The sequence below is a fragment of the Paraburkholderia sp. RAU2J genome (assembly GCF_003634845.1).
Taxonomy (GTDB): Bacteria; Pseudomonadota; Gammaproteobacteria; order Burkholderiales; family Burkholderiaceae; genus Paraburkholderia; species Paraburkholderia fynbosensis.
In genome coordinates, this window is the sequence record NZ_RBXG01000004.1 from 497,685 (window position 1) to 524,372 (window position 26,688).

At 59.3% G+C, this 26,688-nt stretch carries 21 protein-coding genes and 1 pseudogene; 11 read left to right on the forward strand and 11 right to left on the reverse strand.

Going from position 1 to position 26,688, the window contains the following annotated elements; translation table 11 throughout:
• Positions 1 to 17: 17 nt before the first annotated feature.
• Together B0G69_RS40225 and B0G69_RS40230 are read right to left on the reverse strand one after the other, a co-directional pair.
• Positions 18 to 2,366 (reverse strand): TonB-dependent receptor, encoded by a 2,349-nt coding sequence (locus B0G69_RS40225; RefSeq protein ID WP_121325541.1) that lies wholly within the window; start codon positions 2,364 to 2,366, stop codon positions 18 to 20.
• A 199-nt stretch (positions 2,367 to 2,565) separates the two neighbouring features.
• On the reverse strand, positions 2,566 to 3,000 hold the full coding sequence (locus tag B0G69_RS40230) for a transcriptional repressor (RefSeq protein WP_158609069.1): 435 nt from the start codon (positions 2,998 to 3,000) through the stop codon (positions 2,566 to 2,568).
• Between the two features lie 511 nt (positions 3,001 to 3,511).
• Between B0G69_RS40230 and B0G69_RS41640 the strand changes: the two genes are divergently transcribed.
• Positions 3,512 to 4,150 carry a hypothetical protein gene (locus tag B0G69_RS41640; protein ID WP_199731518.1) on the forward strand — a complete coding sequence of 213 codons (639 nt, stop codon included), beginning with the start codon at positions 3,512 to 3,514 and terminating at the stop codon, positions 4,148 to 4,150.
• 409 nt (positions 4,151 to 4,559) lie between these two features.
• On the opposite strand, the gene B0G69_RS40245 is transcribed toward B0G69_RS41640, so the two are convergent.
• Positions 4,560 to 6,275: a site-specific integrase gene (locus B0G69_RS40245; RefSeq protein ID WP_121325544.1), complete on the reverse strand. Its 1,716-nt coding sequence runs from the start codon at positions 6,273 to 6,275 to the stop codon at positions 4,560 to 4,562.
• A gap of 839 nt (positions 6,276 to 7,114) precedes the next feature.
• Positions 7,115 to 8,059 carry a LysR family transcriptional regulator gene (locus tag B0G69_RS40255; RefSeq protein WP_121325545.1) on the reverse strand — a complete coding sequence of 315 codons (945 nt, stop codon included), beginning with the start codon at positions 8,057 to 8,059 and terminating at the stop codon, positions 7,115 to 7,117.
• A gap of 107 nt (positions 8,060 to 8,166) precedes the next feature.
• On the opposite strand from B0G69_RS40255, the gene B0G69_RS40260 reads away from it, so the two are divergent.
• Entirely contained in the window at positions 8,167 to 9,678 is a 1,512-nt protein-coding gene (locus B0G69_RS40260) for a CoA-acylating methylmalonate-semialdehyde dehydrogenase (RefSeq protein ID WP_121325546.1), read from the forward strand.
• A gap of 84 nt (positions 9,679 to 9,762) precedes the next feature.
• Here the strand turns inward: B0G69_RS40260 and B0G69_RS41275 are convergent, their stop codons facing one another.
• From B0G69_RS41275 to B0G69_RS40275, 3 genes and pseudogenes are all read right to left on the reverse strand, one after another.
• Positions 9,763 to 10,134, reverse strand: a complete 372-nt coding sequence (locus B0G69_RS41275) for a hypothetical protein (protein ID WP_158609070.1) — start codon at positions 10,132 to 10,134, stop codon at positions 9,763 to 9,765.
• Between the two features lie 354 nt (positions 10,135 to 10,488).
• A pseudogene (locus B0G69_RS40270) lies at positions 10,489 to 11,215 on the reverse strand (IS6 family transposase).
• Between the two features lie 259 nt (positions 11,216 to 11,474).
• A complete protein-coding gene (locus tag B0G69_RS40275; protein ID WP_121325548.1) occupies positions 11,475 to 11,957 on the reverse strand; it encodes an Lrp/AsnC family transcriptional regulator in 483 nt (160 codons plus the stop codon).
• Positions 11,958 to 12,129: 172 nt separating this feature from the next.
• Here B0G69_RS40275 and B0G69_RS40280 point away from each other — a divergent pair, with 172 nt between their 5' ends.
• The 7 genes from B0G69_RS40280 to B0G69_RS40310 all read left to right on the forward strand — a co-directional run bounded on the left by B0G69_RS40280 (position 12,130) and on the right by B0G69_RS40310 (position 21,347).
• Entirely contained in the window at positions 12,130 to 12,969 is an 840-nt protein-coding gene (locus B0G69_RS40280; RefSeq protein WP_121325549.1) for a transporter substrate-binding domain-containing protein, read from the forward strand.
• 45 nt (positions 12,970 to 13,014) lie between these two features.
• Positions 13,015 to 14,544, forward strand: a complete 1,530-nt coding sequence (locus B0G69_RS40285; protein ID WP_121325550.1) for an amino acid ABC transporter permease/ATP-binding protein — start codon at positions 13,015 to 13,017, stop codon at positions 14,542 to 14,544.
• A gap of 32 nt (positions 14,545 to 14,576) precedes the next feature.
• Positions 14,577 to 15,740, forward strand: a complete 1,164-nt coding sequence (locus tag B0G69_RS40290; RefSeq protein WP_121325551.1) for a Xaa-Pro peptidase family protein — start codon at positions 14,577 to 14,579, stop codon at positions 15,738 to 15,740.
• A 22-nt stretch (positions 15,741 to 15,762) separates the two neighbouring features.
• Positions 15,763 to 16,893 carry a Xaa-Pro peptidase family protein gene (locus B0G69_RS40295; RefSeq protein WP_121325552.1) on the forward strand — a complete coding sequence of 377 codons (1,131 nt, stop codon included), beginning with the start codon at positions 15,763 to 15,765 and terminating at the stop codon, positions 16,891 to 16,893.
• Positions 16,894 to 17,448: 555 nt separating this feature from the next.
• Positions 17,449 to 18,684: a diaminopropionate ammonia-lyase gene (locus B0G69_RS40300; RefSeq protein ID WP_121325553.1), complete on the forward strand. Its 1,236-nt coding sequence runs from the start codon at positions 17,449 to 17,451 to the stop codon at positions 18,682 to 18,684.
• 11 nt (positions 18,685 to 18,695) lie between these two features.
• A complete protein-coding gene (locus tag B0G69_RS40305) occupies positions 18,696 to 19,883 on the forward strand; it encodes a M20 aminoacylase family protein (RefSeq protein ID WP_121325680.1) in 1,188 nt (395 codons plus the stop codon).
• 42 nt (positions 19,884 to 19,925) lie between these two features.
• Positions 19,926 to 21,347 carry a M20 family metallopeptidase gene (locus B0G69_RS40310; RefSeq protein ID WP_121325554.1) on the forward strand — a complete coding sequence of 474 codons (1,422 nt, stop codon included), beginning with the start codon at positions 19,926 to 19,928 and terminating at the stop codon, positions 21,345 to 21,347.
• Positions 21,348 to 21,813: 466 nt separating this feature from the next.
• Here the strand turns inward: B0G69_RS40310 and B0G69_RS40315 are convergent, their stop codons facing one another.
• From B0G69_RS40315 to B0G69_RS40325, 3 genes are all read right to left on the reverse strand, one after another.
• The gene (locus B0G69_RS40315) at positions 21,814 to 22,869 is read right to left on the reverse strand and encodes a carbon-nitrogen hydrolase family protein (protein WP_121325555.1); all 1,056 of its coding nucleotides are present in this window, start codon (positions 22,867 to 22,869) and stop codon (positions 21,814 to 21,816) included.
• Positions 22,870 to 23,060: 191 nt separating this feature from the next.
• Positions 23,061 to 24,068, reverse strand: a complete 1,008-nt coding sequence (locus B0G69_RS40320; RefSeq protein WP_121325556.1) for a molybdopterin-dependent oxidoreductase — start codon at positions 24,066 to 24,068, stop codon at positions 23,061 to 23,063.
• 195 nt (positions 24,069 to 24,263) lie between these two features.
• Positions 24,264 to 24,902: an FMN-binding negative transcriptional regulator gene (locus tag B0G69_RS40325; RefSeq protein ID WP_121325557.1), complete on the reverse strand. Its 639-nt coding sequence runs from the start codon at positions 24,900 to 24,902 to the stop codon at positions 24,264 to 24,266.
• A gap of 36 nt (positions 24,903 to 24,938) precedes the next feature.
• Between B0G69_RS40325 and B0G69_RS40330 the strand changes: the two genes are divergently transcribed.
• Positions 24,939 to 25,208, forward strand: a complete 270-nt coding sequence (locus B0G69_RS40330; protein ID WP_147440853.1) for a hypothetical protein — start codon at positions 24,939 to 24,941, stop codon at positions 25,206 to 25,208.
• On the opposite strand, the gene B0G69_RS40335 is transcribed toward B0G69_RS40330, so the two are convergent.
• Positions 25,205 to 25,900 (reverse strand): B3/4 domain-containing protein, encoded by a 696-nt coding sequence (locus B0G69_RS40335; RefSeq protein WP_121325559.1) that lies wholly within the window; start codon positions 25,898 to 25,900, stop codon positions 25,205 to 25,207. The genes B0G69_RS40330 and B0G69_RS40335 overlap by 4 nt on opposite strands.
• 43 nt (positions 25,901 to 25,943) lie before the next feature.
• On the opposite strand from B0G69_RS40335, the gene B0G69_RS40340 reads away from it, so the two are divergent.
• Complete coding sequence (locus B0G69_RS40340; protein WP_121325560.1) at positions 25,944 to 26,561, forward strand: XRE family transcriptional regulator; 618 nt, start codon at positions 25,944 to 25,946, stop codon at positions 26,559 to 26,561.
• Positions 26,562 to 26,688 lie beyond the last annotated feature (127 nt).

A 26,688-nucleotide genomic window follows, 5' to 3' on the forward strand; every position in this document is an offset into this window, starting at 1 on the left:
CATTCCCTGGTCACGCATCAGAAGTTCTTGGTAATACCTGCATAGACAGCGATGCGCGGTCCGTACTGGGGTGCGCCCACGCCGATGCCTGAGCCGTCGCGCAGTTCATAGACGCGGTCGAATGCGTTGATCAGCAGCAGGCGGGCATCGAATTTGCCGATCAGCGGGTTATTGACATTGAAGTGCTGGATGACGCCGAGATTAAGCTGCGTGTACCAGGGCAGGCGATCGGTATTGGCGAATCCACTGCGAAGACCACTGCCGATTATGCTGTCAACCGTGAAGGTGGTCTGACCGAGTGTGTAGGTGCCGCCGAAGGACGCCGTCACGCGTTGGTCGTGGTCCAGATACACCCAGTGGCTGCTGGTATAAGCGAGTTCGTCGGCGTCGAAATTGAACTGTGCCGAGTTGATGTTTTTACCCTGGGCACGACTGAGCCCGACGTTCACGTAGGCAGACACGTTATCCTGCCTGTAGTTCGCCGTGAACTCGACGCCGTAAACGCGGCCGTACTGGTAATTGAACGGCGTGAAGATCAGCGCGGTACCGAACTGGCCTTCGTCAAGCAGGTTGCTTGACTTCTTGTAGTAGGCGTCGACACCGACGGTGAGCGCTGAACTCAGCCGCTGTGTGACGCCCAGGTCAAAGTAGTGGCTGCGCTCGGGCTGCACCGGATCGTTCTGCCCCGATACCGCGGCCGTGGTCCCCGCATAACGGGCAGTGTCGGCGCTCGACACCAGTTCGAAAGCGGGTGGTGTGAAGTAGCGCGCGTAGCCCGCGTGAACCGTGGTCGACGGCGTCAGCGCGTACACCAGGCCGATGCGCGGACTCACCTGGCTGGCACTGACGTATTCATCCATCTTGTCGAAGCGCAGGCCGTAGTTGATCGTCAGCTTGCTGGTGACCTTCCACTCGTCCTGCACATAGGCGCTATACAGATAACCGGTCTTGCTGCTCGAGTCAGGAATGCTGATCGGCTGGTCGGAGGACTGGTTGCCGTTTTCGTCGACCGGAAAGACGGAGAGCTCATTGTCAAACACAGCGTGTTCCTGCTGGACGAAGATGCCCGAGCGGATCGTATGGCGGTCGTTGAGCCGGTAGGTGGTGTCCAGCTGTACCCCGTTCGCCGTGTCACTATGGAAATCCTTTGACGCGACGCCGTTAAACAGCAGATCTCCGATGGGGTCCGGATTGAACTGCGTGCGCGAATACCGGGTCACGAAAGCCAGTTGATAGTCGAGCGCCCCGCCGTTTGTTCCCTGGAGGGCTATCGCAGCGAACTGGTTCAGTTCCGACTGCGTTTCGTTGAGCTGGCTCGAATCAAAACTATTGACGCCATTGAGCGTGAACGAAGGCGTCAACCCCGGTGTGTTGGGAATCTGGAACTGGTTGCTGGTGACGCCAAACATCACGCTTACGCGTGTAAGCGGGTTAATGATGTACGACATGTAACCGAACGCGTTCCCCTGGCGCGTGTGATCGTGTAGCGCGTTGGCGCTCGAGGTCGGGTTTTCGATCCCCAGATTGTTCTCGCCGACCGACCCGCTGAAGTAATAGCTGAATGGCCCCTGGCTGCCAAAGACGTCACCGCTCGTGCGGATCGTCTGGCGACTGCCGCCGAACACATCGATCGAACCACCGCTGCCGTCATCGCCCGATTTGGTACGGATGTCGACGATACCCGCGGTCCGGTACCCATACTGCGCAGGCAGGGCGCCGGTCAGCAGATTCATCTGGTCGATAATTCGCGTGTCCAGCGATTGCCCAAAACCGCTGATAGGTTCCGGGATGATGATGCCGTTGATGCGGTATTGCAGATTGGCGTGATCGCCCCGCACGTGCAACTGGCCGTACGAGTCACTCGCGACACCGGGCGCCTGCAGCAGGACCTGGTTAAGCGGGGTGTTCTGTCCGGCTGGCAGGTTGTTGATGTCACTCTGGCTGAAGCGATACACGCTGCTGCCGGTTTCGGGCAGCAGGTCGTTGCGCGCCCGGTTCAGACGCTGGGCGTTGACCTGCACATCGAGCGCGTCACTCTTCGCGAGTGCGATCGACACCGAACTTTCATGCCCCGGCGTGGTTGTCGCGACGCTGCCGCCGCTGGCAAAACCGGGGGCTGTGACGACAATCGCATAGGTACCTGGCGTGATGTGGTCGAGCGTGAAATGACCGTTGGCGTCGGTTTGCGCCGCCCCTACGGCTTTGCCGCTCGCGTCCTGAAGGGTGATGGTCGCTTTGCTGACGGCCTTGCCTGAACTGTCAGTGATTGCACCGGTTATCGAACTGTCGGCCGGCGCCGCGTATGCGTGAGCCGCGAAAGCGAACAGCAGCAGCGCAGCCTGTGTGAGGTGATGGCGATTTCTCATTTTGTCAGTTATTTGTTAGGTATGCGAAAGATGAGTTCGCCACCTGGTGCAGAATTTCGTATGAGGGCGATTTCACGCTCGCGTAAAGCTGCAGCTGCCCGCTATTGCCGTTGCGGCAATGCACGGAGGTGTCGTCCGGGACGTAGTTAGTCAAGCGACAGCAATGTTATATCATTGCATTAAAGAATAAAACCGATTGTTACTTTTTTCTTGCCGAATGTTTTGTCACGGTGAGCTGGTTGCAGTCCTCACAGATGCCCTTGATCTCGGTTTGCTGTCCCTGCACCTCGAAGTGAGCGGTCAGTGCGGTGTCGAGGAGCGCCTGCTGCAACTCGGTATTGTGCAGTGGGCGAACGGAATGGCAGTGCATACAGACCGCCAGGATTTCGTGTTGGCCTTGATTCTCCCCGGTCAGGCGGAACGTGCTCGTTGTCGACACATGCCGGACCAGACCTTCACCAATCAGGAACTGCAAGGCGCGGTAGATGGTGGGTGGCGCGGCATGAGGGGACTGTCTGTTGAGGTCCTCGAGCAGCTGATAAGCCGTGGCCGATCGCACGCGCGGCGAGCAGACCGAGTACCCGTCGACGCAGTGGCGTGAACCGTCGGGTTCTCGCTGCAGGCGTCTCGTCACCTGGCGGTGATTGCGGATTGGGCATTGAATGCTCCACCTGAAGTGCTAAAAATCCAACCGGCTATTGTTCTCTCGTACGAGTCGAACTGGCCCGTGGGATTTTTCGTCGGCGCGTCCGGTGCGATTTCCTATGCGCTGGGCCGACTCGTCGCCGGGGCAGGCGGCCCGCGTGGTCTGCCAAAAGTTGCTGAAGCCAGGCATTAGCAACCAGACCCGCTGCAACGGGGTATAGCAGGTGGCCTTGGATAAGACCCAAGCATTGTTCGGACCGTGTACGTTTCGCATGGTTGCGGCGAAGTGTCGGACCACCCGCCGTATGGCCCCAGTTGGCCAGAGTCTCGACTGCACCCATGATGCACACGAGGCTGCGGGATGAGCGGGTACTGCCCTCCCGGTATCCAGTCGCGCGTGGCTGAGGCTGGTCCTAAGTGTCTGCGTTGGTTTGTGGGCGCCCGTCAGGGCATCCAGGTTTCGATTTCGCTCAGGGTGACGTCACCTGCTCGACCGGTCCGTGGTCGTCGCAGTGGTCACCGTGCGGATGATGCAGGTGACCGTCGACAAGATAATCAACGTGATCGCCGTGCGGCACCGCTTCGTGGCCGCAGCCGGGTCCGTGGACGTGACCCGACTCGTGGCCGCCGCAGTCAGGCGTACATTGATCCGGATTGGTTGCGCTCACTTCGAGTTGATGTTCGTCCACATGATCACCGTGCGGGTGATGCAGGTGACCGTCGTGCAGATAGTCGACGTGATCGTTATGCCTGATCGCCGTGTGGCCGCATGCCGGACCGTGCTGATGATCGTGATGGGCATGATGTGGTTCGTTACAGGTGCTCATGGTGACTCTCCTGAAGGTGTGTCAAGGGTCTTCTTTTCCGGGGTCGGCCCAATGGCTGAAAATGCTTTCGAGCAGCGTGCGCAAATACCCGGTGAAGACACGCGTCTCGTCGTCGGCTCACCAACCATGCCATATGCAATATCTTCAGATGCGGGAAAACGCGTCCGGTCTCGCATCGTCCGGCTCAACCAGTCCCGTCGTGCAGCGTCTGCCCCGTGCCCCGCGAGCGCAGCACCATCAAACGCAGGCGCGTCGCGGCTCGCGTCAAACATTGCACCTGTTATCCAGATGGCGGACGGATACTGCTATTAACGCAAGCGCCCAAGACCCGTTGAGACTATCTTATTCCATCATCTCTCGATCCATAGATCGATGGAAGTGAATTTGTGGTCGCTTTCATACACCTGTCGGTGCCCGGGGCGAACTGGTCAGTTACGCTATGTGCAATGGAATTTAGCGTTTAGCTAAAATCGATTTCAAGCGGGCCCCCACAAGACGCGTGCGTCATTGAGCCAGCGTCGGTTCGCCGAATCGGAGATGCATCGCGTACCAGCGGTGTGATACGGCTGGACTCGCGCTGGGCGAGGTTCGACACCGGGGGTCTGATGAGGTTGGCGATTGTCGGCGGCATCAGGATACAGACTGCTAGACATCGCGAGGCGGGTAGGCGGGCATAACGGGCGGCTCCTGACAGGCGCGTCCGTGACGCGAGCGGGCACTCTCACCTCCGGTTTGTAAAAGCCTCGCCGATCTGCCGCGCGCGCTTCACTTCGTCGCTGTGCAGGTAAATCGAGGTCGTGGAGACAGAAGCGTGCCGCAGGTTGTCGCGCACCGTGGTGAGTTCGGCGCCGTGGCCGAGCGCGTGGGTAGCGTGGGTGTGCCGCAACCAGTGGGGGCTCGCGCGGCGCAGCTTCTCCGCGAGCGGCGGGTGATCGGTCTCGATGGCATTGGCGGCAAGGACGAGAAAGCGCTCGAGCACGCTCCACAGCCGCACACTGCTGATGGCCGTGTCACTGTCTGCTTCCAGGCTGCCGATGACCGGTGTGTCCGGCCGCCAGCGCGCCGTAGTAGTCGGCAACTGGCGCCCGGCCAGATAGCGGACCAGTGCGTCCCACGCGAGCGGCGGCAGCGCCACCCGTGCGATCTTGCCGCCCTTGCCGGTGACGCGCAGCCAGTGCTCGCCGCGTGCGTCCGTCTCGACGTGGCCGAGCGTCGCGCCGACCAGCTCACTCGCGCGCAAACCCGTCGCAAAGCCGAAATCGAGCAGGAACCGCAAGCGCTGCGCGGCCGGAACCGTCCAGCCGTGAGACCATTCCAGCCCCTCGGCCATCGTACGCACCAGCGCCCATTCCCCGTCGGTAAAGGCGCGCGACGCGTCGAGCGCCGATGCCGTCTTGCCGCCGCGCACCTTGATGCCCGCAAACGGATTGGCCAGCACGTAGCGCTGTTCGACCAGCCAGCGGAACAGGGCGCCGAGAATCGACAGCGCGTGCGCGACCGAGCGCGCCGACAGGGTGCCGTTAAACGGCCGCCAGTCCGGTGACGTGCGCGGGCGCACCGGGCCGATCCAGCGTCCGCGCGGCGCCGGATGGCGCAGGAACGTCCGGTAGGCGATCGCGTCTTCGGTCGTGAGCGACGACAGCGCGCGGCCGCGCTCGACGATGGCCCAGAGGATCAGCCGCTCGGCTTCCTTGCGGTAGGTCCGCTGCGTGGCGGGCGACTCGTGCAGGGACAGCCACGTCTGCACGGCCTCGTAGTCGTTGGACGCGTCGAGCGTGCAGGTGGCGGGCGGTGCGCGGAACGTGCCGGCGGAGCCGTCGACCTCGTGCGGCAATTTGAGGGTTTCCCACGGCACGATGTCGCCGCGCTGGCTCGCGACCACCAGCCCACGCGCCCTGTCCGTGAGCGCGGGCCAGGCGGCGAAGAACGCCTCGATCGAACGGGCGCTCGCCGTGCCGAGTCCCGGCACGACCTTCCACCACTGGCGCCGGCGCGGAATGCGCACGGTGAGATCGGCGAGCGTCGTGATGCCGTACGCGTGCAGCACGCGCACCGCGCGCGGGGAAAACCACTGTGCGACGTCGTCGGCGATCTGCGGTTCCGGCGGGCGCGCCGTGCGCAGCACATCGATCGCCTGCGCCACGCCTTTCGCGTGCTGCTCGCGTCCCGCTACCGGATGAGTGAGAAGTGCGACGAGATCGTCGCGATGGGCCGCGCGCGCAACGTCCAGCAGCTTGCCGCGGATGCGCCCGAGCACGCCGCGCGCCGATTTCCCGTCACCGAGTGCGGCGGGCAGGTAACGCGCCACGGCCTGCCGCACGGACACGCCGGCGTACCACGCGCGCAGCACGGCAAGCTCGTCGGCACCGGGAAAACCGGATGCAGAGGATTCAGCGTCAGCAGCAGGCGCGCAGGGCAGGGTGAGGCGCGTTTTCATCCCCCGGAGTTTAGCGTAGAAACAGGCACCTTTAGATAAGAAAACTTATATTAAGAGTGCTATTGGGCGCTCGTTATTTTGAGGGGAGTACATCTTCACGGATTGTTCTGCGGACCCCTTTGTGAGGGATGTGCGGGTGTTCACATCGACACAGTGTCGGTAACTCTCCTTACTCCGCCCGACGCCAGCCTGCGGCGCACAGATGCATCAGGAGTAAAGGTTTAGAAGAAAGTGAGAGAACAGGTCGCACGTCATCGCTGTACGCGTGGAGGCGGCGATCGAACAGCGATTGACGCAGTTGGCGGAAGTCAGAGGCCGCAGCCAGTCGCATTTTCTCAAGCAGTTGATCGACAGGGGCATCGAAGCGATGGAAGACCAGTGGGTACCGCCGGAAGTAGTTGCGCAGTCCGCAGCGATGCAATGCCAACGCAGCAGATTGCACGGCCTTGGATCTGCTTGGGGATCCAGTTTGCGAGCAGTGAGGACGGTCGCACAGTATATCCGTGAGGGACGGGACGGGTGGCGAGATACAGCATGGAAGCATGGTGCCACCATGCAGCGCAAGCGGCCCGCCGACGTACGGTCGCCTTCGTCCGTCGCTCGGCTTTGTCGTCGCCAATCGAGCTTATGTAAGAATGACTCGAGGTCCGGCATGCAAAGGATACGGCAGCATAACCCGCGTCCTCTGGAAAGCGAAGTACGGCGCGAAGCTCAGGAAATTCATTCGTCACCTCTTCCGACGCGCGTTCCGAAAAGGTTGGTGCAGGCGGCCGTCTTCCGCCAATTTTTAGCCTCTTCCAGAGTATTAATGAACGCCGTTGCCGTTTTTGTTGACGCCGCTATTGGACTGAAAAGCCCGCGGCAAACGTTTCACGAAGATACTTGACGAACAGTGCGACGGCACGCGGCACGTGAGGCGCGTAGGGGCGTACGACATAGAGCTGTTCGGCGAAGGCCCCAACTGGGCGCCAATCCGGCAAAAGGACGACTAGTTTGCCTGCTCGAATGGCCGTCTCGGCGGTAAAGTCAGGGAGGAGTGCGATGCCCATATCATCAAGCGCGGCGTCTCGCAAAGCCTCGCTGTTGTTGGCTGAAAACTGCCCGTTTACCGTGACCGTGACTGGTCCGGCATCTGATTTGCGTGCCGTCCTGCGGTCAAATGACCAGATTCCTGCACCTAGCGCACGGGGGTAAAACAGGCAACTGTGAGACGCCAGGTCCGCGGGGGATTCTGGAAGGCCTCGCCGCTTGACGTAAGCCCGCGTCGCAACGGTCACAGAGCGTGTTTCGCACAGTTTCCAGGCGACATGTGTTTCCGGTACCTGTGCGCTATGCCTGATTGCGAGATCGAATCCTTCAGTGGCAATCGAACTGAGTCGGTCGGACACTTCGAGTTGCAGGCGGACTTGAGGATTCGCCCGCAGAAAGTCCGACACTTTCGGCACTAGTTGCTGTCGGGCAAATGCCACAGGCGCTGTCACCCGGATTAATCCGCGTGCCACGCCGGCCATTTCCCGGACCGTGGCGAAACTGGTCGCGATGTGTTCGTACTCTCCCCGTATGTTTTCAACGAGCCGCTGTCCGGCTTCGGTGAAGCGCACGCTACGCGTAGTTCGCTGTACCAGTGAAACGCCCGCGACCCGTTCCAGCTCCGCGATGCGCTGGCTCATCGCCGCCTTGCTTACCCCGAGGCGAGCCGCGGCGGCAGTATAGCTTCCTTGTTCCGCAAGCACAGTCAACCAGTGCAAATGCATCCAGAGGCCCTCGACCTTTTCGATATCCATGAGTGTATTGTTCACTATTCAAAACAGTCATTTCAATCTTAGCGCCTTTGCAGGGTCAATGGTTCTTCATACACTGCTTCACCGAAACCAAAACTAGAGGAGTCGACATGCAAGCGTTTAACGATACGACCGATGTGGCGCATTTCATTCACGGTGAAGTAGTCCGTGGGTCGGGGCAGCGAACCCAGCCCATCTTCAATCCTGCGACGGGCGAGCGTCCGCGTCAGTTGTTGTTGGGCGAGGTGGCCGATGTCGGCACGGCGGTCGCAAGTGCGAAGGCCGCCTTTCCAAAGTGGAGCAACACGCCCCCGATCCGCCGTGCCCGCGTGATGCTGCGTTTCCTCGAACTGATGAACAGGCATAGCAACGAACTGGCCGCGATCATCACAGCCGAACACGGCAAAGTATTTTCCGACGCACAGGGCGAGGTGGCACGCGGCATCGACGTGATCGAATTTTCCTGCGGTATTCCGCAATTGCTCAAGGGTGACTATACCGAACAGGTTTCGACCGGAATGGACAACTGGACGGTTCGTCAGGCTCTCGGCGTTGTAGCCGGCATTACACCGTTCAACTTCCCGTGCATGGTGCCGTGCTGGATGTTCCCGGTTGCGATTGCCGCCGGTAACGCTTTCATCCTGAAGCCGAGCGAACGTGACCCATCCGCTTCGTTGTTCATGGCGAAGTTGCTGAAGGAAGCAGGACTGCCCGATGGCATTTTCAATGTGGTTCAAGGCGACAAGGTCGTCGTCGATGCGCTGCTCGCTCATCCGGACGTCAAGGCTGTGAGTTTCGTAGGTTCCACTCCGATCGCAAACTATATCTACGAGACCGGCGCAAGGAATGGCAAGCGCGTACAGGCACTCGGCGGTGCAAAAAACCATATGGTGGTGATGCCCGATGCGGACCTCGACCAGGCTGTCGATGCGCTGGTGGGCGCCGGATATGGGTCAGCCGGAGAACGCTGCATGGCGATTTCGGTCGCGGTTCTGGTCGGTGACGTCGCCGACAAGATCATTCCGCGCCTGGCCGAACGCGCACGCAACCTGGTCGTGAAGAACGGCATGGAGCCCGACGCCGAAATGGGCCCTATCGTCACACGTCAGGCACTGGAGCGCATCGAGGGCTACATCGCGACTGGCGTCGACGAAGGCGCAAAGCTGGTGGTCGACGGTCGCGGTCTCAAGGTCGAGGGACATGAGGACGGCTTCTTCACCGGCGGCACGCTGTTCGACAACGTCACGCCTGACATGCGCATCTACAAGGAAGAGATCTTCGGACCGGTTCTCGCGTGCGTTCGCGTCAACGATTTCACTGAGGCCGTCGATCTGATCAATTCGCACGAGTTCGGCAACGGCGTCGCATGCTATACGCGCGACGGTCATATCGCACGCGAATTTGGCCGTCGGATCGAGGTAGGCATGGTCGGCATCAACGTGCCAATTCCGGTTCCGATGGCCTGGCATGGGTTCGGCGGCTGGAAGCGCAGCCTGTTCGGCGATACGCACGCGTACGGTGAAGAAGGCGTCCGGTTCTATACGAAGCAAAAATCCATCATGCAACGCTGGCCGGAAAGCATCGAAAAGGGCGCTGAGTTCGCGATGCCGACAGCGAAGTAAGGCCGACGCGCGTTGCTTTAGTCAGTCACGCGCCGCGCGATGTTACTGCGTGGCGCTTTTTTTGCCGGTTTCCAGGCGGCTAGATCATTTCCGCCGATGTGTGGTGCCCGGCGCGATCGGAGGCCACGAGTATCGCACCGAACCGGGTAGGGCTGGCTGATACGTTAGAACGTGACAGCTTTGCCTGCGAACGTAGCGAACTGGGCTATGGCCGCAACGCGGGTCGCTGCTCGACGTGCCGCCCGAAGCAGGATCGTCGATGGTGTTCGCGCCATACTGGCCGCCGTTCAGGCCCCGATTCGAGATTGCGTTGTTGCGAAGATAGCCGACTTCCGAGCACAAGAGCGTCTGCTTCGACAGGCTGTATGTGCCGGCGGGCGTGAACATCGCCGCATTGCCGTTGCCATGGTTTGCGTTCGCGTGATAGACCGCGTCCGTTAGCGTCGCAGGATTCACCTGCCCCGTCATGCCGAGCCAGACGGGATCGACCGCAGTGGGCAGCGAGACGCCCCCAAGCCGCGCCGTCGGCGTTGCGCTACCGCAATAGCCTGCGTCAGAAGATTCCGGCGCGCCCGGATACTGGTAGCCTGCATCGAACTTCAGCGCGCCAAGCGCGGTAGGGGCCCGCCGGCCGAAATCGATCGAGATGCCGTGTAGAGTTGCCGAAGCGGCCGTTTGCGTCGCGAATCTCGCCCTAGATCACCTGCAGGGTCAGGGACCGGTCCCGTACTGGACTTTGATGCCGTCAGAGGGCATTGTCAGGTTGGCGGATACCGGCTGAATCGGAGTGAAAGTGTATTGGTATCCTAATCACTTGGTATTGATGCAGGTTTCGTCCACACTCCAGCGTTGCCATGCCGCCAGGCGCGCCTTGACTTCAATACGATGACACGAGGCATTCATCCGGTGTCTGGGCAACGCGAAGTGCTGGCGGATCGGTCCGAAGCTGGAAAGAAATGCCTGCGTGTGTTTGGGGTCGCGACCCCCCCATCTGGCGTTCTCGTCGGCGGGTGGGCTGGTGGCGATTCTCTGCGCGGTTGTTAACGCGCTGCCGCCTTGACGAATACCTGCCTGACGTGAGCGAGCTCCGGGATCTCCGCCTTCGCGGCAGGATAGCTGCGCAACTGGTCGGTCACGATCTTGCACGGCATCGGGTTTGAACGCAGCACCCGCCTGAAGAAGCTCTTGGCCACCGCCTTGTCGCGCCGCTTCTGAACCAGCACGTCAAGCTCGGCACCATGCTCGTCGACCGCACGCCACAACAGATAGGGCTCGCCACGCAGCGTCACGAACATCTCATCCAGATGCCAGGTGCTGCCGGGCTTGGGTCGGGCGGCCCGGGCCTGAAGGGCAAACACCGCGCCGAATTTCTCGCACCAGCAGCGGATCGTCTCGTAGGTCACGACGACGCCCCGTTCGAACAGCAGTTGCTTGATGTCGCGCAGGCTCAGGCTGAACCTGAAATACCAGCGAACCGCGCAGCTGATGACGACGGCGGGAAACGGTGGCCGTGATAGAGCGATCTCGTCTTTTTCATCGCAACATCTTACCCAACCCGGCGGCTATATGATTACCAGTGCCACGCCATCACGTCACGCCATGCTCGTGAGGCAGTGACTCTCAGTCTGCCAGTTTTTCGCGTGCGGCCGCTAGATTCATCGATGCGCGTACAGGCCTTACCTCACAGACCAGAAGTTGAGTATCTCGTGTCCAACTAGCGTAAAGCCGGGGCTGCCACGTAGGTGACAGACGGCAGGACGAATGGCTGGACTTATTGGCTCGCTGAACCGCGACGCCTACACGACGGGAACATTGAGGGTTATCTTGACGCGCTCCATCGCAACGAAAGTACGGAAGCTCTTGACGTTTCCTTCAGCGAAGAACAACGAGCGAGTCAAAGCCGTGTACTCAGCCATATCGCGACAGCAAAGAATCAAGATGAAGTCGACGTCGCCGGTGACGTAGTAGCACTGTTGGACCTGTTCGCACGCTTCGAATCGGGCTCGCATCTCGTCTAACAACTCGATGGCTTCATTCTCGGCGGACACGTGCGCGATGACCGTGATCCGTGTCCCCAAAGCGTCGGGGTTTAAGACACTGCGATCCGACGCGATCACCCCCGTACCCCGCAAGCGTTGCAGGCGCCGCGCGACGGACGGCACTGAGAGATTGATCTGCTGGCCTATTTCTCGGTGGGGAGTCTGGTTGTTGCGCTGCACAATTTCCAGAATCTTTAGATCGAAGTCGTCCAGTTCCAAGCTAGATCGGCGAGTAGGCATGAGAAATTGTATCGATTAACTGGCAAAAATAGATAACTTTTAAATTCTACGGCGAAATAAACTTTCTTCATCAAGCGTTATATCACACCTGTTGGCTGAAGATGAATCCTCGCTCCAGCTCATCGTGTACCGGCAGCGCTTGCTTTTCCACGCGACACACATGGAGTCCAGCATGAAGAATCGTTCGTCCGCAGGCTTACTGAAACTGGCTGCATTCGCCGCAGCGTCTGCCCTGGCATGCGGCGCCGCGAACGCCGCGGCTACGCTGACCCCCGGCGTGCTGTCGGTAGGCAGCGACATGACGCTGCCGCCTCACACCTATCTCGATCACGGCAAACCGGCCGGCTTTGATCCGGAGTTTGTCGGCAAGGTCGCCTCTTACATGAACGACACGACGAAGTTTGTCGACACGCGATTTGCGAATCTGATTCTGGGCGTTACGGGCGGGCGTTACGACATCGTTGCATCGGCCCTGTACGTCACGCCGGAGCGCACCAAGGTCGTCGACTTCGTGCCTTACTTTATGACCGGCGGTTCCATCATGGTTAGCTCAACGGGTGGGCTGAACCCCAAGACCGTTGGTGATCTGTGCGGAAAGCGAATCGGCTCGATCAAGGGCGCAGCATGGATCAAATACATCAATGCCGCGTCAGATAAGGCTTGCGTTGCTCAAGGCAAACCAGCCGTTCAGGTGCACGAGTACGATACATCCGCTGAGACGGCTCAAGCCATCCTTTCACAAGGCATCGACGCACAGTACGAAGACGTGTCGATCGCGGGCCTCATCGTCGACAAGTCCGGCGGCCGTTTAAAGATCACGTCGAACGGTCCGCTCGATCCCGTTGTATGTGGACTCGCGATGAAGAAAGGCAACACAGAACTCAAGTCTCAAATCGAATCTGCAATCGCTCAGATGAGGGCAAAGGGCGAATATCAGGCGCTTCTGAAGAAATACAACGTTGCTGCACCGACCGAGGCCGAAATCGCCAAGGCAATGGGAACCGCACAGTAAGAAGGTTCCTTAACAGCAATCGGCTGACTTTGTAGGAGACACCCCGTGATTTTCGACTGGCACTACGCTCTCTCGCTGTTGACCCTCGCAGACTTTTGGACCGCCGTATGGTTGGTCATCAAACTGAGTCTGGCCGCATGGCTCATCAGCATTGTGGCAGGCTTCCTGCTCGCTCTCGGAAAGCAGTCCACGTGGCGCCCACTCTCATGGGCTTGTCGCAGCTACGTCTGGTTTTTTCGCAGCCTGCCTTTGCTCGTACTGCTGATTTTTGTCTACAACCTTCCGCAGATTTTTCCATGGACGGGCTCATTTCTCTCCAATGCGTTTTGGGCCGGGCTGATAGCCATGTCACTCAGCGAGACTGCATACGTCGCGGAAATCCACCGGGGCGGTCTTGCGGGCGTTCATAAGGGTCAGCTTGAGGCTGGAAAAGCACTCGGGATTGGCTATATCGGTCTCCAACGGCTCGTCGTTCTGCCGCAGGCGTTCCGTGTCGCCCTCCCGGCTCTGATTAATGAGTACATCAGCATGGTCAAGCTGACGTCACTGGTGTCTGTTATCTCGCTTGAGGAAATCTTGCTCGTCGGGGAGCGCTTGTATACCCAGAACTTCAAAGTTCTGGAAACGATGCTCGCTGTGGCGGTCTATTACGTCCTCATCGTAACGGTCTTCGGGTATCTCCTAAGTTATGTCGAGAAACACCTCGATTTCACGCGCCGAAGCGGAGACGTTCATACCGGAGACGCGGCCGTCGCGGAAAAGGTAGTCCCGATCGTTGTCCCCGACCGCAAGCCAATGACCGCTATCGAGGCAGCGAATATCCATAAACATTACGGCAGCCATCATGTACTGAAAGGGATCAATCTGAAGGTGATGACGGGCGAAGTGATCTCTGTCATCGGGCCGTCCGGATCGGGCAAAACGTCGCTGATTCGAACGCTGAACGGACTCGAATTGATCGACGACGGTGAAGTAAGACTCAACACCAAGCCGTTCCTCTCGAATCACAAAAGCTCCCATCAGTCGCGTGCCGCTTATCACGAAGGCATTCTGCACATCGGCATGGTGTTCCAGAGCTTTAATCTCTTTCCTCACCGGACCGTCCTGGAGAACGTTACCCTGGCCCCGCAATATCATTCCCGACTCAAGGGCGAGATGCTGGAGCGCCACGGTCTGAAGTTGCTCAACAAGGTGGGCATGGGGGCGCATGCGTACAAGTACCCGCACCAACTCTCCGGAGGCCAACAGCAACGAGTTGCCATTGCGCGCGCGCTCGCCATGGAGCCGTCCATCGTGCTGTTCGACGAGCCGACGTCGGCGCTTGATCCTGAACTGGTTGGTGAAGTCTTGCGTGTCATCGAAGACCTTGCTCGGGAAGGCATGACGATGATCATCGTCACGCACGAAATCGACTTCGCAATGAAAGTGTCCGATCGAATTCTCTTCATGGAGGGTGGCGTCGTCGCCCACGACATGACGCCCGCGCAGTACCAGGCCATGCCGCGTGATTCCCGCGTGGCCCGCTTCTTGAAGGGATGCCGGGAAGAGCATGAGCACGTCACGGCAACGGCTTGATAACGGACCTCTCGGCTTCGACAGGAACAAAAATGATGACCTCTTTGCCATTCCCGGTAGGCGAGTTTGATGCTCGCCTGGAACGAACGCAGGCGTCTATGCGCAAAGCGGAACTGGATGCGCTCGTGCTAACGACGCCTGCGAATTTTCGTTACTTCACAGGTCTGGACAGTCAGTTCTGGGAAAGCCCCACCCGTCCCTGGTTTCTCGTTATTCCAGCGAGCGGGCCGACCATCGCGATTGTCCCGTCCATTGCTGAAGTTGTCGTGAAGCAGTGTGTGGCGGGCAGCGTGGAGACGTGGCCCTCGCCTCGGCCCGAAGACGAGGGCGTGTCGCTTCTCGCGTCTGTCGTGAACGATCTGGGCCGCCGCTTCGGAAAGGTTGGCTTCGAGCTAGGTCGTGAGTTCGCCTTGCGAATGCCGGTACTCGATTTTCTGCGGCTGCGCGACTTGTTGACGTCTGAGGCGGTTGACGGGTCGCCTTGCATTTGGGAAGTGCGCAACATCAAGTCTCGTGCAGAAATCGAGAAAATCCGTCAGGCCGGTCAGATCGTCAGCCGCTCCTTCGCATCGGTCCCGGAATCTGTGAAGCTAGGGGTGACTGAAGCGCAGGCATCTCGGGATCTGACGGTGGATATTCTCTTGCGTGGTGCCCACACGGTGCCGTACGTGGCGTGTGCATCGGGGCCCGGCGGATACGATCAGATCATCGCACGCGGAAGCCGGCGTGAGTTGAGGGACGGCGATGTGCTGATTATCGACGTCGGCGCGACCATCGATGGATATTTTTGCGATTTCGATCGCAACTACGCCGTCGGAAAAATCTCGGACGATGCTCGTCGAGTTCACGATGCAGTCTGGGTCGCAACTGAAGTTGGGATCAAATCCGCGAGAGCCGGCACAAAGGTCCGGGATCTTTGGAAGGCGATGATGGAAGTCCTCGAAGGGGCTGGTATGCGCGGCAACAACGTCGGACGGCTCGGTCACGGACTTGGCCTTCAGGTCACCGAGCCTCCGTCAAACAGTGCGGCGGACGAGGCAGTGCTGGAGCCTGGCATGGTCATCACCATCGAGCCTGGTATGGAGTACGAGCCAGGAAAGATGATTGTCCATGAAGAGAACATCACCATTACAGAGGACGGTTTTGCCGACGTCCTGACCGTTCGGGCCCCGCGAGAGATGTGGGCCATCAATTGAGCATTTAGACGTAGGACGAACCATGACGGACCTTGCTTTTACTATCGACGAATACCGCAACCGACTTGAATTAATTCAACGAGAACTTCGCGCGCAGCAGATCGACGTCGCAATTCTGGACGAGCCGGAGATGATGGGCTGGCTTTCCGGCTACTGGACGACCGAAAACCTTTGGCGCGCGTGTGCAGTTCCGGCTGTCGGCGAGCCGGTTTTGCTCGTGAGGAAATTGGACATGGCACCCGCGAAGGAGCGGAGCTGGTTCAAACACATTGTTGGCTTTCTTGATTGGGATGATCCACTGCCGCTTTTGGTTGGAACTGCCCGAACGCTGAATTTCGCGCTTGAGCGTGTGGCGGTTGATTTTCAATCGCACTCATTTACCGTTGCGCGGATGAGGGACCTGCGCGAGCTTCTTCCGCGCGCAGATATCTGCGATTTGAACCGCTCACTGTGGGATCTGCGCCGCTGCAAGTCCGAAGAAGAAATTACACTGATGCGGCGAGCTTCCGCGCTTGTCGACCAGGCGCTGAAGCACACGGTTTCTTCAATCGGTGAGGGTGTACTACCTCGCATCGTTGCAGCCGAGACGGCAGCACAGGTTTATAAGCTCGGGTTCGACGACGGATTCATTGGCCCGATTACGGTCGCTACAGGATGGGATTCGTTGCATGGATTCATGCCCGAACGGCCTTTGAAAGCCGGAGACCTGGTTCATATCGAGCTTTTGCCGCGCCTGCGGGGATACTCCGCTCGCATCATGCGTTGTGTCGCTGTGGGCGGTGCCAGCTCTGAACAGAAGCGCATAACGGCGTTGCTTGCCGAGATTCAGGATCGGCAGATCGAAGCAATGCGGCCGGGAGCGATTGCATCCGAGATAGACAGCATTGTTCGACGGGGAGTAATCGAAGCCGGCCTGCGTGAAACCTACGAGAACATCACTGGATACACGCTCGGCTTGACCCCGATCACCACCCAGCGGACCAGCGATCTTCATCGTTGCTTCAATCCGAAAGCTGATTGGAAACTCGAAGCGGGCATGGTGTTTCATGTCTATACCTCAGCGGCAGGGATCGCGCTAAGTGAGACGGTAGTCGTCAGGAAGGATGGTGGAGAACGATTGACGCGTTCGCCCCGCGTTCTTTTCGAACGATGAGAAACAGGCGGCGCCAAGCCTGAAGCCTGGCGCGACCCTTCTTCCCGGATCTGAGGTTTGCTCTGACTGCTGACTCTCATTTAACCCGTCGGTATATCAAGCTCAACCTTTCTACGCGAACGCGTGCTTCGTGGCATCGGGCAAATCGATCTGCTCGCTTTGTTTTTCGACCTACACATTCGCGACGACCCTCATATCGTGGTGAAGCTCGTGAGAAGAAATGGGGCCGCGTAGCGGTCATATGACCACCGTTCACACAGCCTTTACGTCACCTGTGGGACGGCCGCAGCCCCAGAGATTGAACCCTCGCGCCGAGCCCGCCCTGTGGCGCTTTGGTATCTCGCTGTATTTGTGCGGGCAGCATGCGATCAAATGAGTCGAGAGTGATCAAAGCCGACGGCGATAAAAACTTGCATTTTAGCCCCGTTAATAGAGACGTAGTTACCGGGGTGATGAAATATTATTGTGACTGGCACGTGTCGCCTATTGAAGCATTTTGGCTGTCACGGAAGAATCGCGTGCCTGTTCGGCACCTCACATGGAGTAAAGATAGCGATGCTGATCAAAAATCCCCAAGCGTCCCGCCGTGCCTATCCGGACGACCTGCGCGCAGTGATGAATATCAAGTCAGCGCAGGAAAGCGGTATCTGGCTCTCACACTGGAATCAGATAAACCGGTCGGTCACGCCGTTGTGGGATCTTCCGGACGCAGCAGAAGCTTTCGGGATTGCACAACTGTGTCTCAAAGACGAGTCGGTGCGGTCGCCTCTTGGCAGCTTCAAGGCGCTTGGCGCTCCCGTGGCGTTGATGCGCCTTATCGCTCGGCTGTGGAGCTCAGAAGCGATGTTCGATCCACGAGTATTGATCAATGGCGGCTATTCCAGCCTGCTTGAAGGTCTCACTGTGATCAGTGCGACCGATGGTAATCACGGAAAGTCCCTTGCGGCGGCGGCTCAAGCCGTTGGGTGCCGCTGCGTGATCGTGTTGCACGCCAATGTCAGCGTTGAGCGTGAAAAGTCGATTGCTGCATACAACGCCGAGATCATCCGGATTTCGGGCAACTACGACGAATCAGTTGAACATGCAGCGCATCTCGCCCAGACAAACGGCTGGCATGTCGTGTCCGACACTTCCTATGAAGGATACGAAGCCATCCCGCGCGATGTCATGCAAGGCTATGGCGTCATTCCTGACGAAGTTGTCGCACAGCTGGAAAGCTCACCATCGAAGGCTCCTTTCACACACGTGTTCCTGCAGGGCGGCGTTGGCGGCCTCGCGGCTGGCATTGCGACGTATTTCTGGGAGCACTACGGTGTGCAACGCCCAACTTTCATCGTGGTTGAGCCTCAACAGGCGGATTGCCTCTATCAGAGCGCAATCGAAGGCTACGCGACTACGGCCACCGGCTCGGTCGACTCCGTGATGGCGGGTTTGGCTTGTGGTGAAGCTTCTCCACTCGCATGGAAGTTCCTTGAACCATGCGTCGACCATTTCATGACGATTTCAGACGATGACGCGGTGACGGCGATGCAAACACTGGCACGAGGCACTGAAAGGGATGCGCCGCTGGTTGTCGGCGAATCCGGCGCTGCGGGATACGCCGGCGTGACAGTGTTGGCGCAAAACCCGGAGCAAGCTCGCGAGGTGGGCCTGACGTCCGAATCGCGGGTGCTGGTGATCAGTACGGAAGGTGCCACGGCACCGAACACCTACTCCGAACTTGTTGGAGAATCCGCTCAATCGGTGCTGGCGCGGCAGCAGGAGTGGCTGCAGGGCTGCGCTGTACGGTGACAGTGATGAATATGACCGTTGAACTGGATCACGCGTTCGGCCGTCCGTTGCAGGAAAGCTTGCGCAGTTGGCGACACCACCTCCATCGGAACCCGGAGACGGGTTTTGAGGAGGTCCAGACCTCCGACTATGTCGCACGGATTCTTTCCGCGCTCGGCCTCGAAGTACATCGCAATATCGGTGGGCCGGGGTTGGTTGCCAACCTTAAGGTCGGCAACAGTCATCGAGCCATCGGCGTGCGTGCCGACATGGACGCACTGGAGATAGCCGAAAACGCACCTGGTCGGGCTTACGCCTCGTGCTCACCGGGCAAAATGCACGCGTGCGGTCACGACGGGCACATGGCCATGGTTCTCGGGGCCGCGCGGCTGCTAGCTGAAAGTAAGGATTTCGATGGCACGGTCCGGTTCATCTTTCAGCCGGGCGAAGAACACGGTCGCGGTGCGAAAGCAATGATGGCGGATGGACTGTTCGAGCGCTTCCCGGTCGAAGCGATCTTCGGCGCGCACAATATGCCAGGCATGCCTGCAGGCAGTTTTGCGACCCGCCAAGGCGGAATCATGGCGAGCGAGGACAATTTCGTCATCGTCGTCCGGGGGCGAGGCACGCATGCCGCGCGTCCGCATATGGGCGTCGATCCGATCGTCGTCGCGTCTCAGATCGTGCTTGCGCTCCAGACGGTCGTCTCGCGCAATCTCGACCCGAGTCTTTCTGCCGTTATCTCTTGCACCGAGTTCATAACAGATGGACTTCGCAATGTGGTTCCATCGACAGTGACGATCAAGGGGGACACGCGTAGCTATCTCCCTGAAGTGCAGCGCATGCTTGAAACCCGGATGCGTGAGATTAGCGAAGGTATCTGCCGCACGAACGGTATCGAGTGCGACTTCAGCTATACGCATGAGTTCGCCCCGACCGTCAACAGCGCAGAGTTCGTAGACACAGCGGTAACCGCAGCCGCGAACGTAGCCGGTTCAGAAAAGGTCGACGCTAACGTCCAACCGATGATGATCTCCGAGGACTTCGGCGCCTTCCTTCAGGTTGTGCCGGGGAACTTCATTTTCATCGGTAACGGGGATGAGTCGCAGCGCGGCAATGTTCCATTGCACAACGCGGCTTACGATTTCAACGACGACATTCTTGAGCTGGGTGCTCGCTACTTCGCAGAGGTCGTTCGGGTGGCGCTTGCTGGCAGGTAGGCACCCAGCGTATTCCGCACAACTGTGACTTGGTACGAGGACATGATGAACGAGACAGGTGACCGGCAAACAGCCATCAGGCTGGCAGAGGCGGTTTTCGACTCCGGCGATTTCCTGGCCGACCTTGACCGACGCGTACACTACCGGACGGAAAGCCAGGATTCCGCCAAGGCGGGGACTTTGCTGTCATATCTCACCGATGAGATTGCCCCCACGCTGCAAAGGCTGGGGTTCGAGACGCGGTGCCTGCGCAATCCTTCTGGCGCGGACGCGCCAATTCTGCTCGCCTCGCGGTGGGAGAGCGAATCACTGCCTACAATAGTCACGTACGCGCATGGAGATGTAGTGCGGGGCCAGGATGCACAATGGCGCTCCGGATTGGAGCCATGGCGCATCGTGGTGGAAGATGATCGCTGGTACGGTCGGGGGATCGCGGACAACAAAGGGCAGCACTCGATCAACCTGGCCGCACTGGCGGCAGTGATCAAGGCCCGCAGAGGCAAGCTCGGCTACAACGTGAAAGTGATCTTCGAGACCGGTGAGGAGATTGATTCGCCGGGCCTTGACGCGCTGTGCGCTGCCGAACGAAAGTTTCTCGCCGGCGACCTGTTCATCGCGTCCGATGGTCCGCGTGTGTCCGCCGAGCGGCCGACGGTCTTTCTGGGATCGCGAGGCGAACTGAACTTTGAACTGACGGTGGCCCTGCGCGAAGGGGGGCATCACTCAGGGAACTGGGGCGGAATCCTTCGAAATGCTGCAACTGTGCTGGCGAGCGCAATTTCATCAATCATCGATAACAACGGCCGACTCCTGGTTAAGGAGCTGCTGCCTCCGCCCATACCGGACGCCGTGCGCGATGCAATTGCGAGTATTGAGATTGGCAAAGACGGTAACGCGCCGTATATAGATCCTGCCTGGGGGCAACCCGGCTTAACAATCGCGGAACGGGTTCTCGCATGGAACACAATCGAAGTTCTGGCATTTACCGCAGGCAACCCCGAGGCTCCGGTCGGCTCCATTCCCCCGACTGCCAAGGCTTACTGTCAGATGCGGTTTGTCGTTGGAACGGACTGGAAGAACGCCGGACAACACCTTACGAATCACTTGAAGGAATGCGGGATCAGCGACGTACAGGTGACGGTGACGTCGGTATCGAAGGCAACTCGTCTCGACGTCAGGCATCCCTGGGTCAATTGGGCCATGACATCGATCGAGCGCACCACGGGCAAGCGTCCGGCGCTTATACCTAATCTTGGTGGGACCGTGCCTAACGCTGTATTCGCGCAGACGCTTGGCTTGCCCACCATATGGATTCCGCATTCGTATCCTGCCTGTTCGCAGCATGCGCCGAATGAACACCTCCTTGCCTCGGTCGCGCGTGAAGCACTCGCATTAATGGCAGGCGTATGGTGGGATCTCGGCGAAGGCGCGGCAGCGTCGATAGCATCAGCCATCAGGCGTTGAACCGATCGACAGCCGGACGAATCATTGCACATCCCTGAGCGAAGAACGGCAGATCTACATCGTTTCGCTGCCGCCTGGACGTCAAGCGACCCACGACAACAAGGCCCATACGTCTCGGTCCAGAGTGCGGCGAGTTCGGAGCGGAGCAGCCGTCAGTTGGTCCCGGCGACAGCCAGGCAGCAGAAGCGGCCCCCGCGGCCCGATGTCGTCGCCCGTTGTTCACGCCTACGACCTGAAACTGGCGCAGCCCATGTGCGCGCGAGCGAGTCGAGCAGGGATGATGAGGCGGAAGCTTTTGCCCCGGGGAGGGAGTTTTGTAACAGGTCTAACAGCAACGCTATGGTCAGAAAACCCTCTGACGTCCCGATCGCGAGCCTCAGCACCCTCGGGCACCGACCCGCCATACTGGCAGTTGCGCTGCGGTATAAACCTGCCAGTGCCCGAACAAGGCAGTATCACGAATTGACTAACGCTCCGCCCGCTCACCAGCCCCGTCGAAAGCGGATATTTCAACAACTGGCGGTACGGTGCGCTCCATAGCTCGCTTGTCCTTGAATGTGGCAGGGCTCAGTCGTCGACGGTCGATCACAAGATCGAAGACATCAAACCGGTTGTAGTAGCCGACGATGTCATGAAATTGCTTTGGCTCGACACACTGTTCCAGGTCGAAGGTCGCGTAACCAATGCCTTCTTCGGTTTGCAATGTGTCGCCAATCACGGCGCCGGTTGGGTCGAGGAATTGTGTCGCTGCCCGGGGCGTCGTCTCGAGCACCTCACGTGCCTGCTTGTCGCCGTTCGAATGGAGCGCGTCGAGCATTGTGTCGTCCATGAATCCTGCGTTCAGAATCCCGAAGGCCTTTGCCTCGAACGAGTGACCGCCTGCACGGATCCGATTTGCCGCGAGGTTGTCGAAGTTCGTGCCGGAGCCGGGCGGGCGTGTCGGCCAGATAGCGGGCCATGCGGAAATATGAATCTGCTCGCCCTGCGCCGCGAGGGAGTACCGGGCGAGGGGATTTGTGTTCTCGCCACAGATGAGCGCGCCGATCTTGCCAATTCTGGTGTTGCTGACCTTCAGTCCGAAGCCGTCGCCGGGTGCCCAGACCATCTTCTCGTAGAACGTCGGAACGAGCTTGCGATGATGATTGATGATTTGACCATCATCGCCGATGAGGATGATGGAGTTCCACAGGCAGCCCACGCTGACGTCGGTGGCTTCGCTAAAGCCCATCGAAACGAAAACGCTGCATCGCTTCGCCGCAGCCCGGATCAGCGCGATTTCCGGGCCGTCGACGTGGATGCTATTCCCGACCATGCGCTTGAACCACTCGTGGTTGTAAATCGGCGCCCACAGCGCTGCCCATACAGGGAACCCAGGGATGAAGGATTCAGGAAACGAAATCAGTTCGGCACCGTTTCTGCTTGCTTCCTCGATAAGGGATAGCGCCTTTTGCACCGTGGCAGGTGCGTTCATGTAAACGGAGGCGGCGTGTGCGGTTGCGACTTTTACGGTTGGAAGTGTCATGTTGTGCTCGATAGTGGCTCGATGGAAGACTCGCATCTGCGGTCTGGAGACCGTGTGTACCTGGACCCGCATAAAGGTAGGGATACGTAATAAATCGGGCTTTCTCCGATCATGTATTGTGGGCGTCGAACCGGGCCGACGCCCAATCCGGTCTCGACCCTAACCTTCGAGTCCCATTTCGGGACTGCAAGTCATTCCGTTGTCGCAAGTTCGATGGAATGAATGGCGTTACGCGCGTGCGCTTGGGGTTGCCCTTGGCAGTTGGCATCGAAACAGCGGCAGGACAGCGTGTGTTTTCCCGGTCCAAGTGACACGGGGATCGAGAACGATTGCCACCCGAATCCCTCGCGAGCGTCAACCCTCGCTGCAAGCCAGTTCCGTCCGCCGTCGACGCTGACCTCGACGCGCGACACACCGGCTTCCGCCCACGCCCATCCTGTGATGCGAAACTCACGGTTGGCTCGCACCATGGCGTCAGCGCCTGGCGAGACAATCACGCACTCCGGCGCAATCTCCCAGACCGGTTTCGTTCCCGTCGCGGTGATGTCGTTATAGAACCGTGTTGTATACGGTCCGGGCGCGCGAGTGCTCGACACCGATATCCGCCCAACCCACTTCACGGAGTTCGTTCCATACCAACCTGGAACGACGAGCCGCACCGGCCCGCCCCTGTCCGACGTGAGCGGCTTTCCGTTCATCGACACCGCCAGCAGGACCTCCGGCGAAAGGGCCTTCGCCAGCGGAAGATCTTTTACGAATGGTTCGTCTTTCAGACCGGCGAACTCGCCCCATTCGAGACCTTGAGTCCAGACGAACGCCGCTTCAGGCAGAAGATCGCAACTGTCCAAGACGTCGCGCAACCGCGCGCCGCACCATACAACATTGCCCACGCGCCGTTTGGGTTCCTTCGGTGTGAGCGGACTGCCGGCGCATTCATGCACGGAGACAATTTCACGTTGCGGCAATTGCAGAATGTCCGCCAGCGTGAGCGTTCTTGCACGGGCCACCAGGCCGCCTATGTGAAGGCGCCAGGTCTCGGGTCGAATGCTCGCCAGCGCCATGTGCGTAACAACAAACAGCGTGTCGTCGTCCGTAACGTAGGACGTAAGGTCGGCAACTCCACGCGAGGGATACCGCAATGCGTATCCCTCGCGAGTGAGCGTCACCTCTCCGGACTCCGTTAGTTTTGTCTCGAGCATTGCTATCCTCGCCAGTCCGCGTCTTGTGTGTCAGTTGCCGAAACGGGCGTCGACCCGCACATCCCTGGGCATCGAGATTACATTGCCGGTGGAATCCCGAAAACAGGCGAATCCGCACGGTGGCCTGCATTTTTGCAACACGCGATGACCGCAACTCGTGTGACCTGGCATGCGCGCGACGCAAGGGCGCCAGCGCTACTCCGGTTTTCCTGTAGCGTGAGCGAGCATTGCGTCGCCGATTTCGTGGTTTCCGAGTTCCACGAGCGCATTGCCAGCGCCTTGCGCGTCACGTCCAACTTCGTCTTGCCCAAGTTTGCTTTTGCCGACTAGGCGGGTGATCTCGATCTCGAGTCCGATCAGACGTTGAAGTAATTCGTCGAGGTAGTCTGTCGGCGCGTCGCTCATCTTCCACGGGACTGGCTGCGACGCTTCATGTGCGCGAGTGAGTCTGGCCACCACGCTCCGTACAAATCTTTCGTCGTCGCGGAAGCGCACACGTCCGTGTGCGTGAACAACAATGTAGTTCCACGTAGGCACTTGCCGGTGCGATTCCTGTTTGGTCGGATACCAGTTTGGCGAGATATAGGCGTCTCCTGCCTGGAAGACGACGAGAACTTCATCGCCGTTCAGGACGTTGTGCCATAGGGGATTCGCTCGCGAGATATGCGCGTTTAGCACGCCAAGTCCCCCTTCGTTGGCTGCGAGGTCAAACGGGATGTGGTTCGCATCTAGTCCGTTGCTGCCGTGCGTGAACAGGGTGCCAAGCGAGCGTTTGACAATGTGTTCATGCAGAACGCAGGTTCGGGACTCGGCGAAGTGGGAGGGTAGATACATGTCGGCTCGGTCTGTGGATGTGGGCGCAGAAAGAGAATGAATCCATCTTTTCACGCGAACGTTTACGGGTATTGCGGCGTTCCTGGAGGTATGGCCTTCCATTGGCAACGACATTCGCAGCATCGCGGCGCGGGCCAGGAGGAGCACGCGCGATTCCCGGCAATTCTCCGGTGGTGGACATCTTTTGCCCTTGCTGTGCATGGCGGCATCGGCAGCGAAGAGGGCGGCGCCTTTCCTGGCGAGTGCGACGACCTGCGTGGCTTCGGGCGGCAGCAGGAAACCAGCGGCCGCTCCGGGTTCCGCTAGTCGGAGCCGAAGCCGATCAATCTCGAATCGATCATTGCACCTGGCATCATAAGATTGAGTCCGTCGGTCAATCGAGCGCCTGCTTCATGCAGCGCTTCCAATGGCATGGCCGGCAAGCTTTCAAGAATAAACCACATCTGTTTTGCATCGGAATCCAGCCTGGTTCTGGTGCCCTGACGCCAGTTCCAGCGCCTGCATGTGGCGCCGTGATCGTCACGCCAAACGACTTCTCCTGCGTCAACCATTTCGTGGACGGGCGCACCGTCCTTTACGGTGTCGAAGTGCTCCGTTCCGTTGGCAATCACGAGCCTCGGCATGCCAATGTAGGCGGCAAAATTTTCGCCGCCGACGGGAACGGCGTATTCAATGCTGACGGCGTTGTACAGGTCGACTACCGGGTTCACGCCTGGAACGCTGCCGTCGCGCATCGCTCGTTTTCGCAAGGCATCAGCCGAACATGGCGTCCGTTGTGGCTTGGCTCCGAACCTCCTGAACAACTCCGCCCAGGACGACAGATGCGTTTCTTTCCATCCTGAGTCGTTGGCGGTCAATGCCTGGCAAGCCCGTACCAAAGCTTTGGCGCCGACATTCGGGTCGACGATCCGGGTGGCCTCAACGCTGATGCTGCGCGCGCGAAACCCGGGCGCGAGGCTCGCAATGGCCGGATCGATTGACGGAAGAACTCTGAACATTGGAAACTGCACCAGTAACTATCTTGTCCTATAATGCCGACCAATGACCAAAAAAGTCAATATATCGACCGACTCGGGAGCAAACGTCGAGGCCGTCAGGGCGGCGGTTGCCGCCCGGATCAAAGGGTACCGAAAGGAGCGCAAGCTTTCGCTCGATGAGCTTTCGCGGCGCGCTGGCGTTAGCAAAGGCATGCTGGTCGAGATTGAGAAATGCGCTGCCAATCCAAGTATTGCGATCCTGTGCAGGATTTCGGCGGCGTTGGGTGTGTCGGTGGCGGACATTGTCGACGTAGCTGGCGCGCCGTCGATGCGTCTGATCGCAGACACGGACATCCCGACTTTGTGGACCGGCCCCAAGGGCGGGTCGGCGCGTCTGCTTGCAGGCACGAGCGGGCCGAACATGATTGAATTGTGGCGCTGGGAAATGCAGCCTGGAGAGCGGTTTGAGTCGCCCGGACATCCGCAGGGAACGTTCGAGCTATTTCATGTGGAGCATGGGCGACTCACGATGACGGTAGGGGATGCGGAGCTCGCCGTCTCTGCCGGTTCGTCGGCAGCGGCGAAGACAGATGCACCCCATTGCTACGCGAATAATGACGCGGCAAAGCTGATATTCACGATGGTGGTTGCCGAGCTTCATCAACTGGCGACGTTGCTTTGATTGAGCGTGATAACCCTGCGTGCAAATTTGCTTCGATCGTACGCGCGACGCAACGGGAGCCGACGACAAGCGATGCGGTCAGCCGCTCGTGATGCGGTGTTGACAGATCAGTCGACCTTCTCGTAGG

Bases quoted from the DNA above. Each gene is read 5' to 3' on its own strand.
- B0G69_RS40340 (WP_121325560.1), top strand. From the start codon at position 25,944: ATGACCAAAAAAGTCAATATATCGACCGACTCGGGAGCAAACGTCGAG.
- B0G69_RS40255 (WP_121325545.1), bottom strand. From the start codon at position 8,059: ATGGATATCGAAAAGGTCGAGGGCCTCTGGATGCATTTGCACTGGTTG.
- B0G69_RS40320 (WP_121325556.1), bottom strand. From the start codon at position 24,068: ATGCTCGAGACAAAACTAACGGAGTCCGGAGAGGTGACGCTCACTCGC.
- B0G69_RS40280 (WP_121325549.1), top strand. From the start codon at position 12,130: ATGAAGAATCGTTCGTCCGCAGGCTTACTGAAACTGGCTGCATTCGCC.
- B0G69_RS40275 (WP_121325548.1), bottom strand. From the start codon at position 11,957: ATGCCTACTCGCCGATCTAGCTTGGAACTGGACGACTTCGATCTAAAG.
- B0G69_RS40335 (WP_121325559.1), bottom strand. From the start codon at position 25,900: ATGTTCAGAGTTCTTCCGTCAATCGATCCGGCCATTGCGAGCCTCGCG.
- B0G69_RS40315 (WP_121325555.1), bottom strand. From the start codon at position 22,869: ATGACACTTCCAACCGTAAAAGTCGCAACCGCACACGCCGCCTCCGTT.
- B0G69_RS40325 (WP_121325557.1), bottom strand. From the start codon at position 24,902: ATGTATCTACCCTCCCACTTCGCCGAGTCCCGAACCTGCGTTCTGCAT.
- B0G69_RS40300 (WP_121325553.1), top strand. From the start codon at position 17,449: ATGCTGATCAAAAATCCCCAAGCGTCCCGCCGTGCCTATCCGGACGAC.
- B0G69_RS40295 (WP_121325552.1), top strand. From the start codon at position 15,763: ATGACGGACCTTGCTTTTACTATCGACGAATACCGCAACCGACTTGAA.
- B0G69_RS40225 (WP_121325541.1), bottom strand. From the start codon at position 2,366: ATGAGAAATCGCCATCACCTCACACAGGCTGCGCTGCTGCTGTTCGCT.
- B0G69_RS40245 (WP_121325544.1), bottom strand. From the start codon at position 6,275: ATGAAAACGCGCCTCACCCTGCCCTGCGCGCCTGCTGCTGACGCTGAA.
- B0G69_RS40305 (WP_121325680.1), top strand. From the start codon at position 18,696: ATGACCGTTGAACTGGATCACGCGTTCGGCCGTCCGTTGCAGGAAAGC.
- B0G69_RS40310 (WP_121325554.1), top strand. From the start codon at position 19,926: ATGATGAACGAGACAGGTGACCGGCAAACAGCCATCAGGCTGGCAGAG.
- B0G69_RS40260 (WP_121325546.1), top strand. From the start codon at position 8,167: ATGCAAGCGTTTAACGATACGACCGATGTGGCGCATTTCATTCACGGT.
- B0G69_RS40290 (WP_121325551.1), top strand. From the start codon at position 14,577: ATGATGACCTCTTTGCCATTCCCGGTAGGCGAGTTTGATGCTCGCCTG.
- B0G69_RS40330 (WP_147440853.1), top strand. From the start codon at position 24,939: ATGAATCCATCTTTTCACGCGAACGTTTACGGGTATTGCGGCGTTCCT.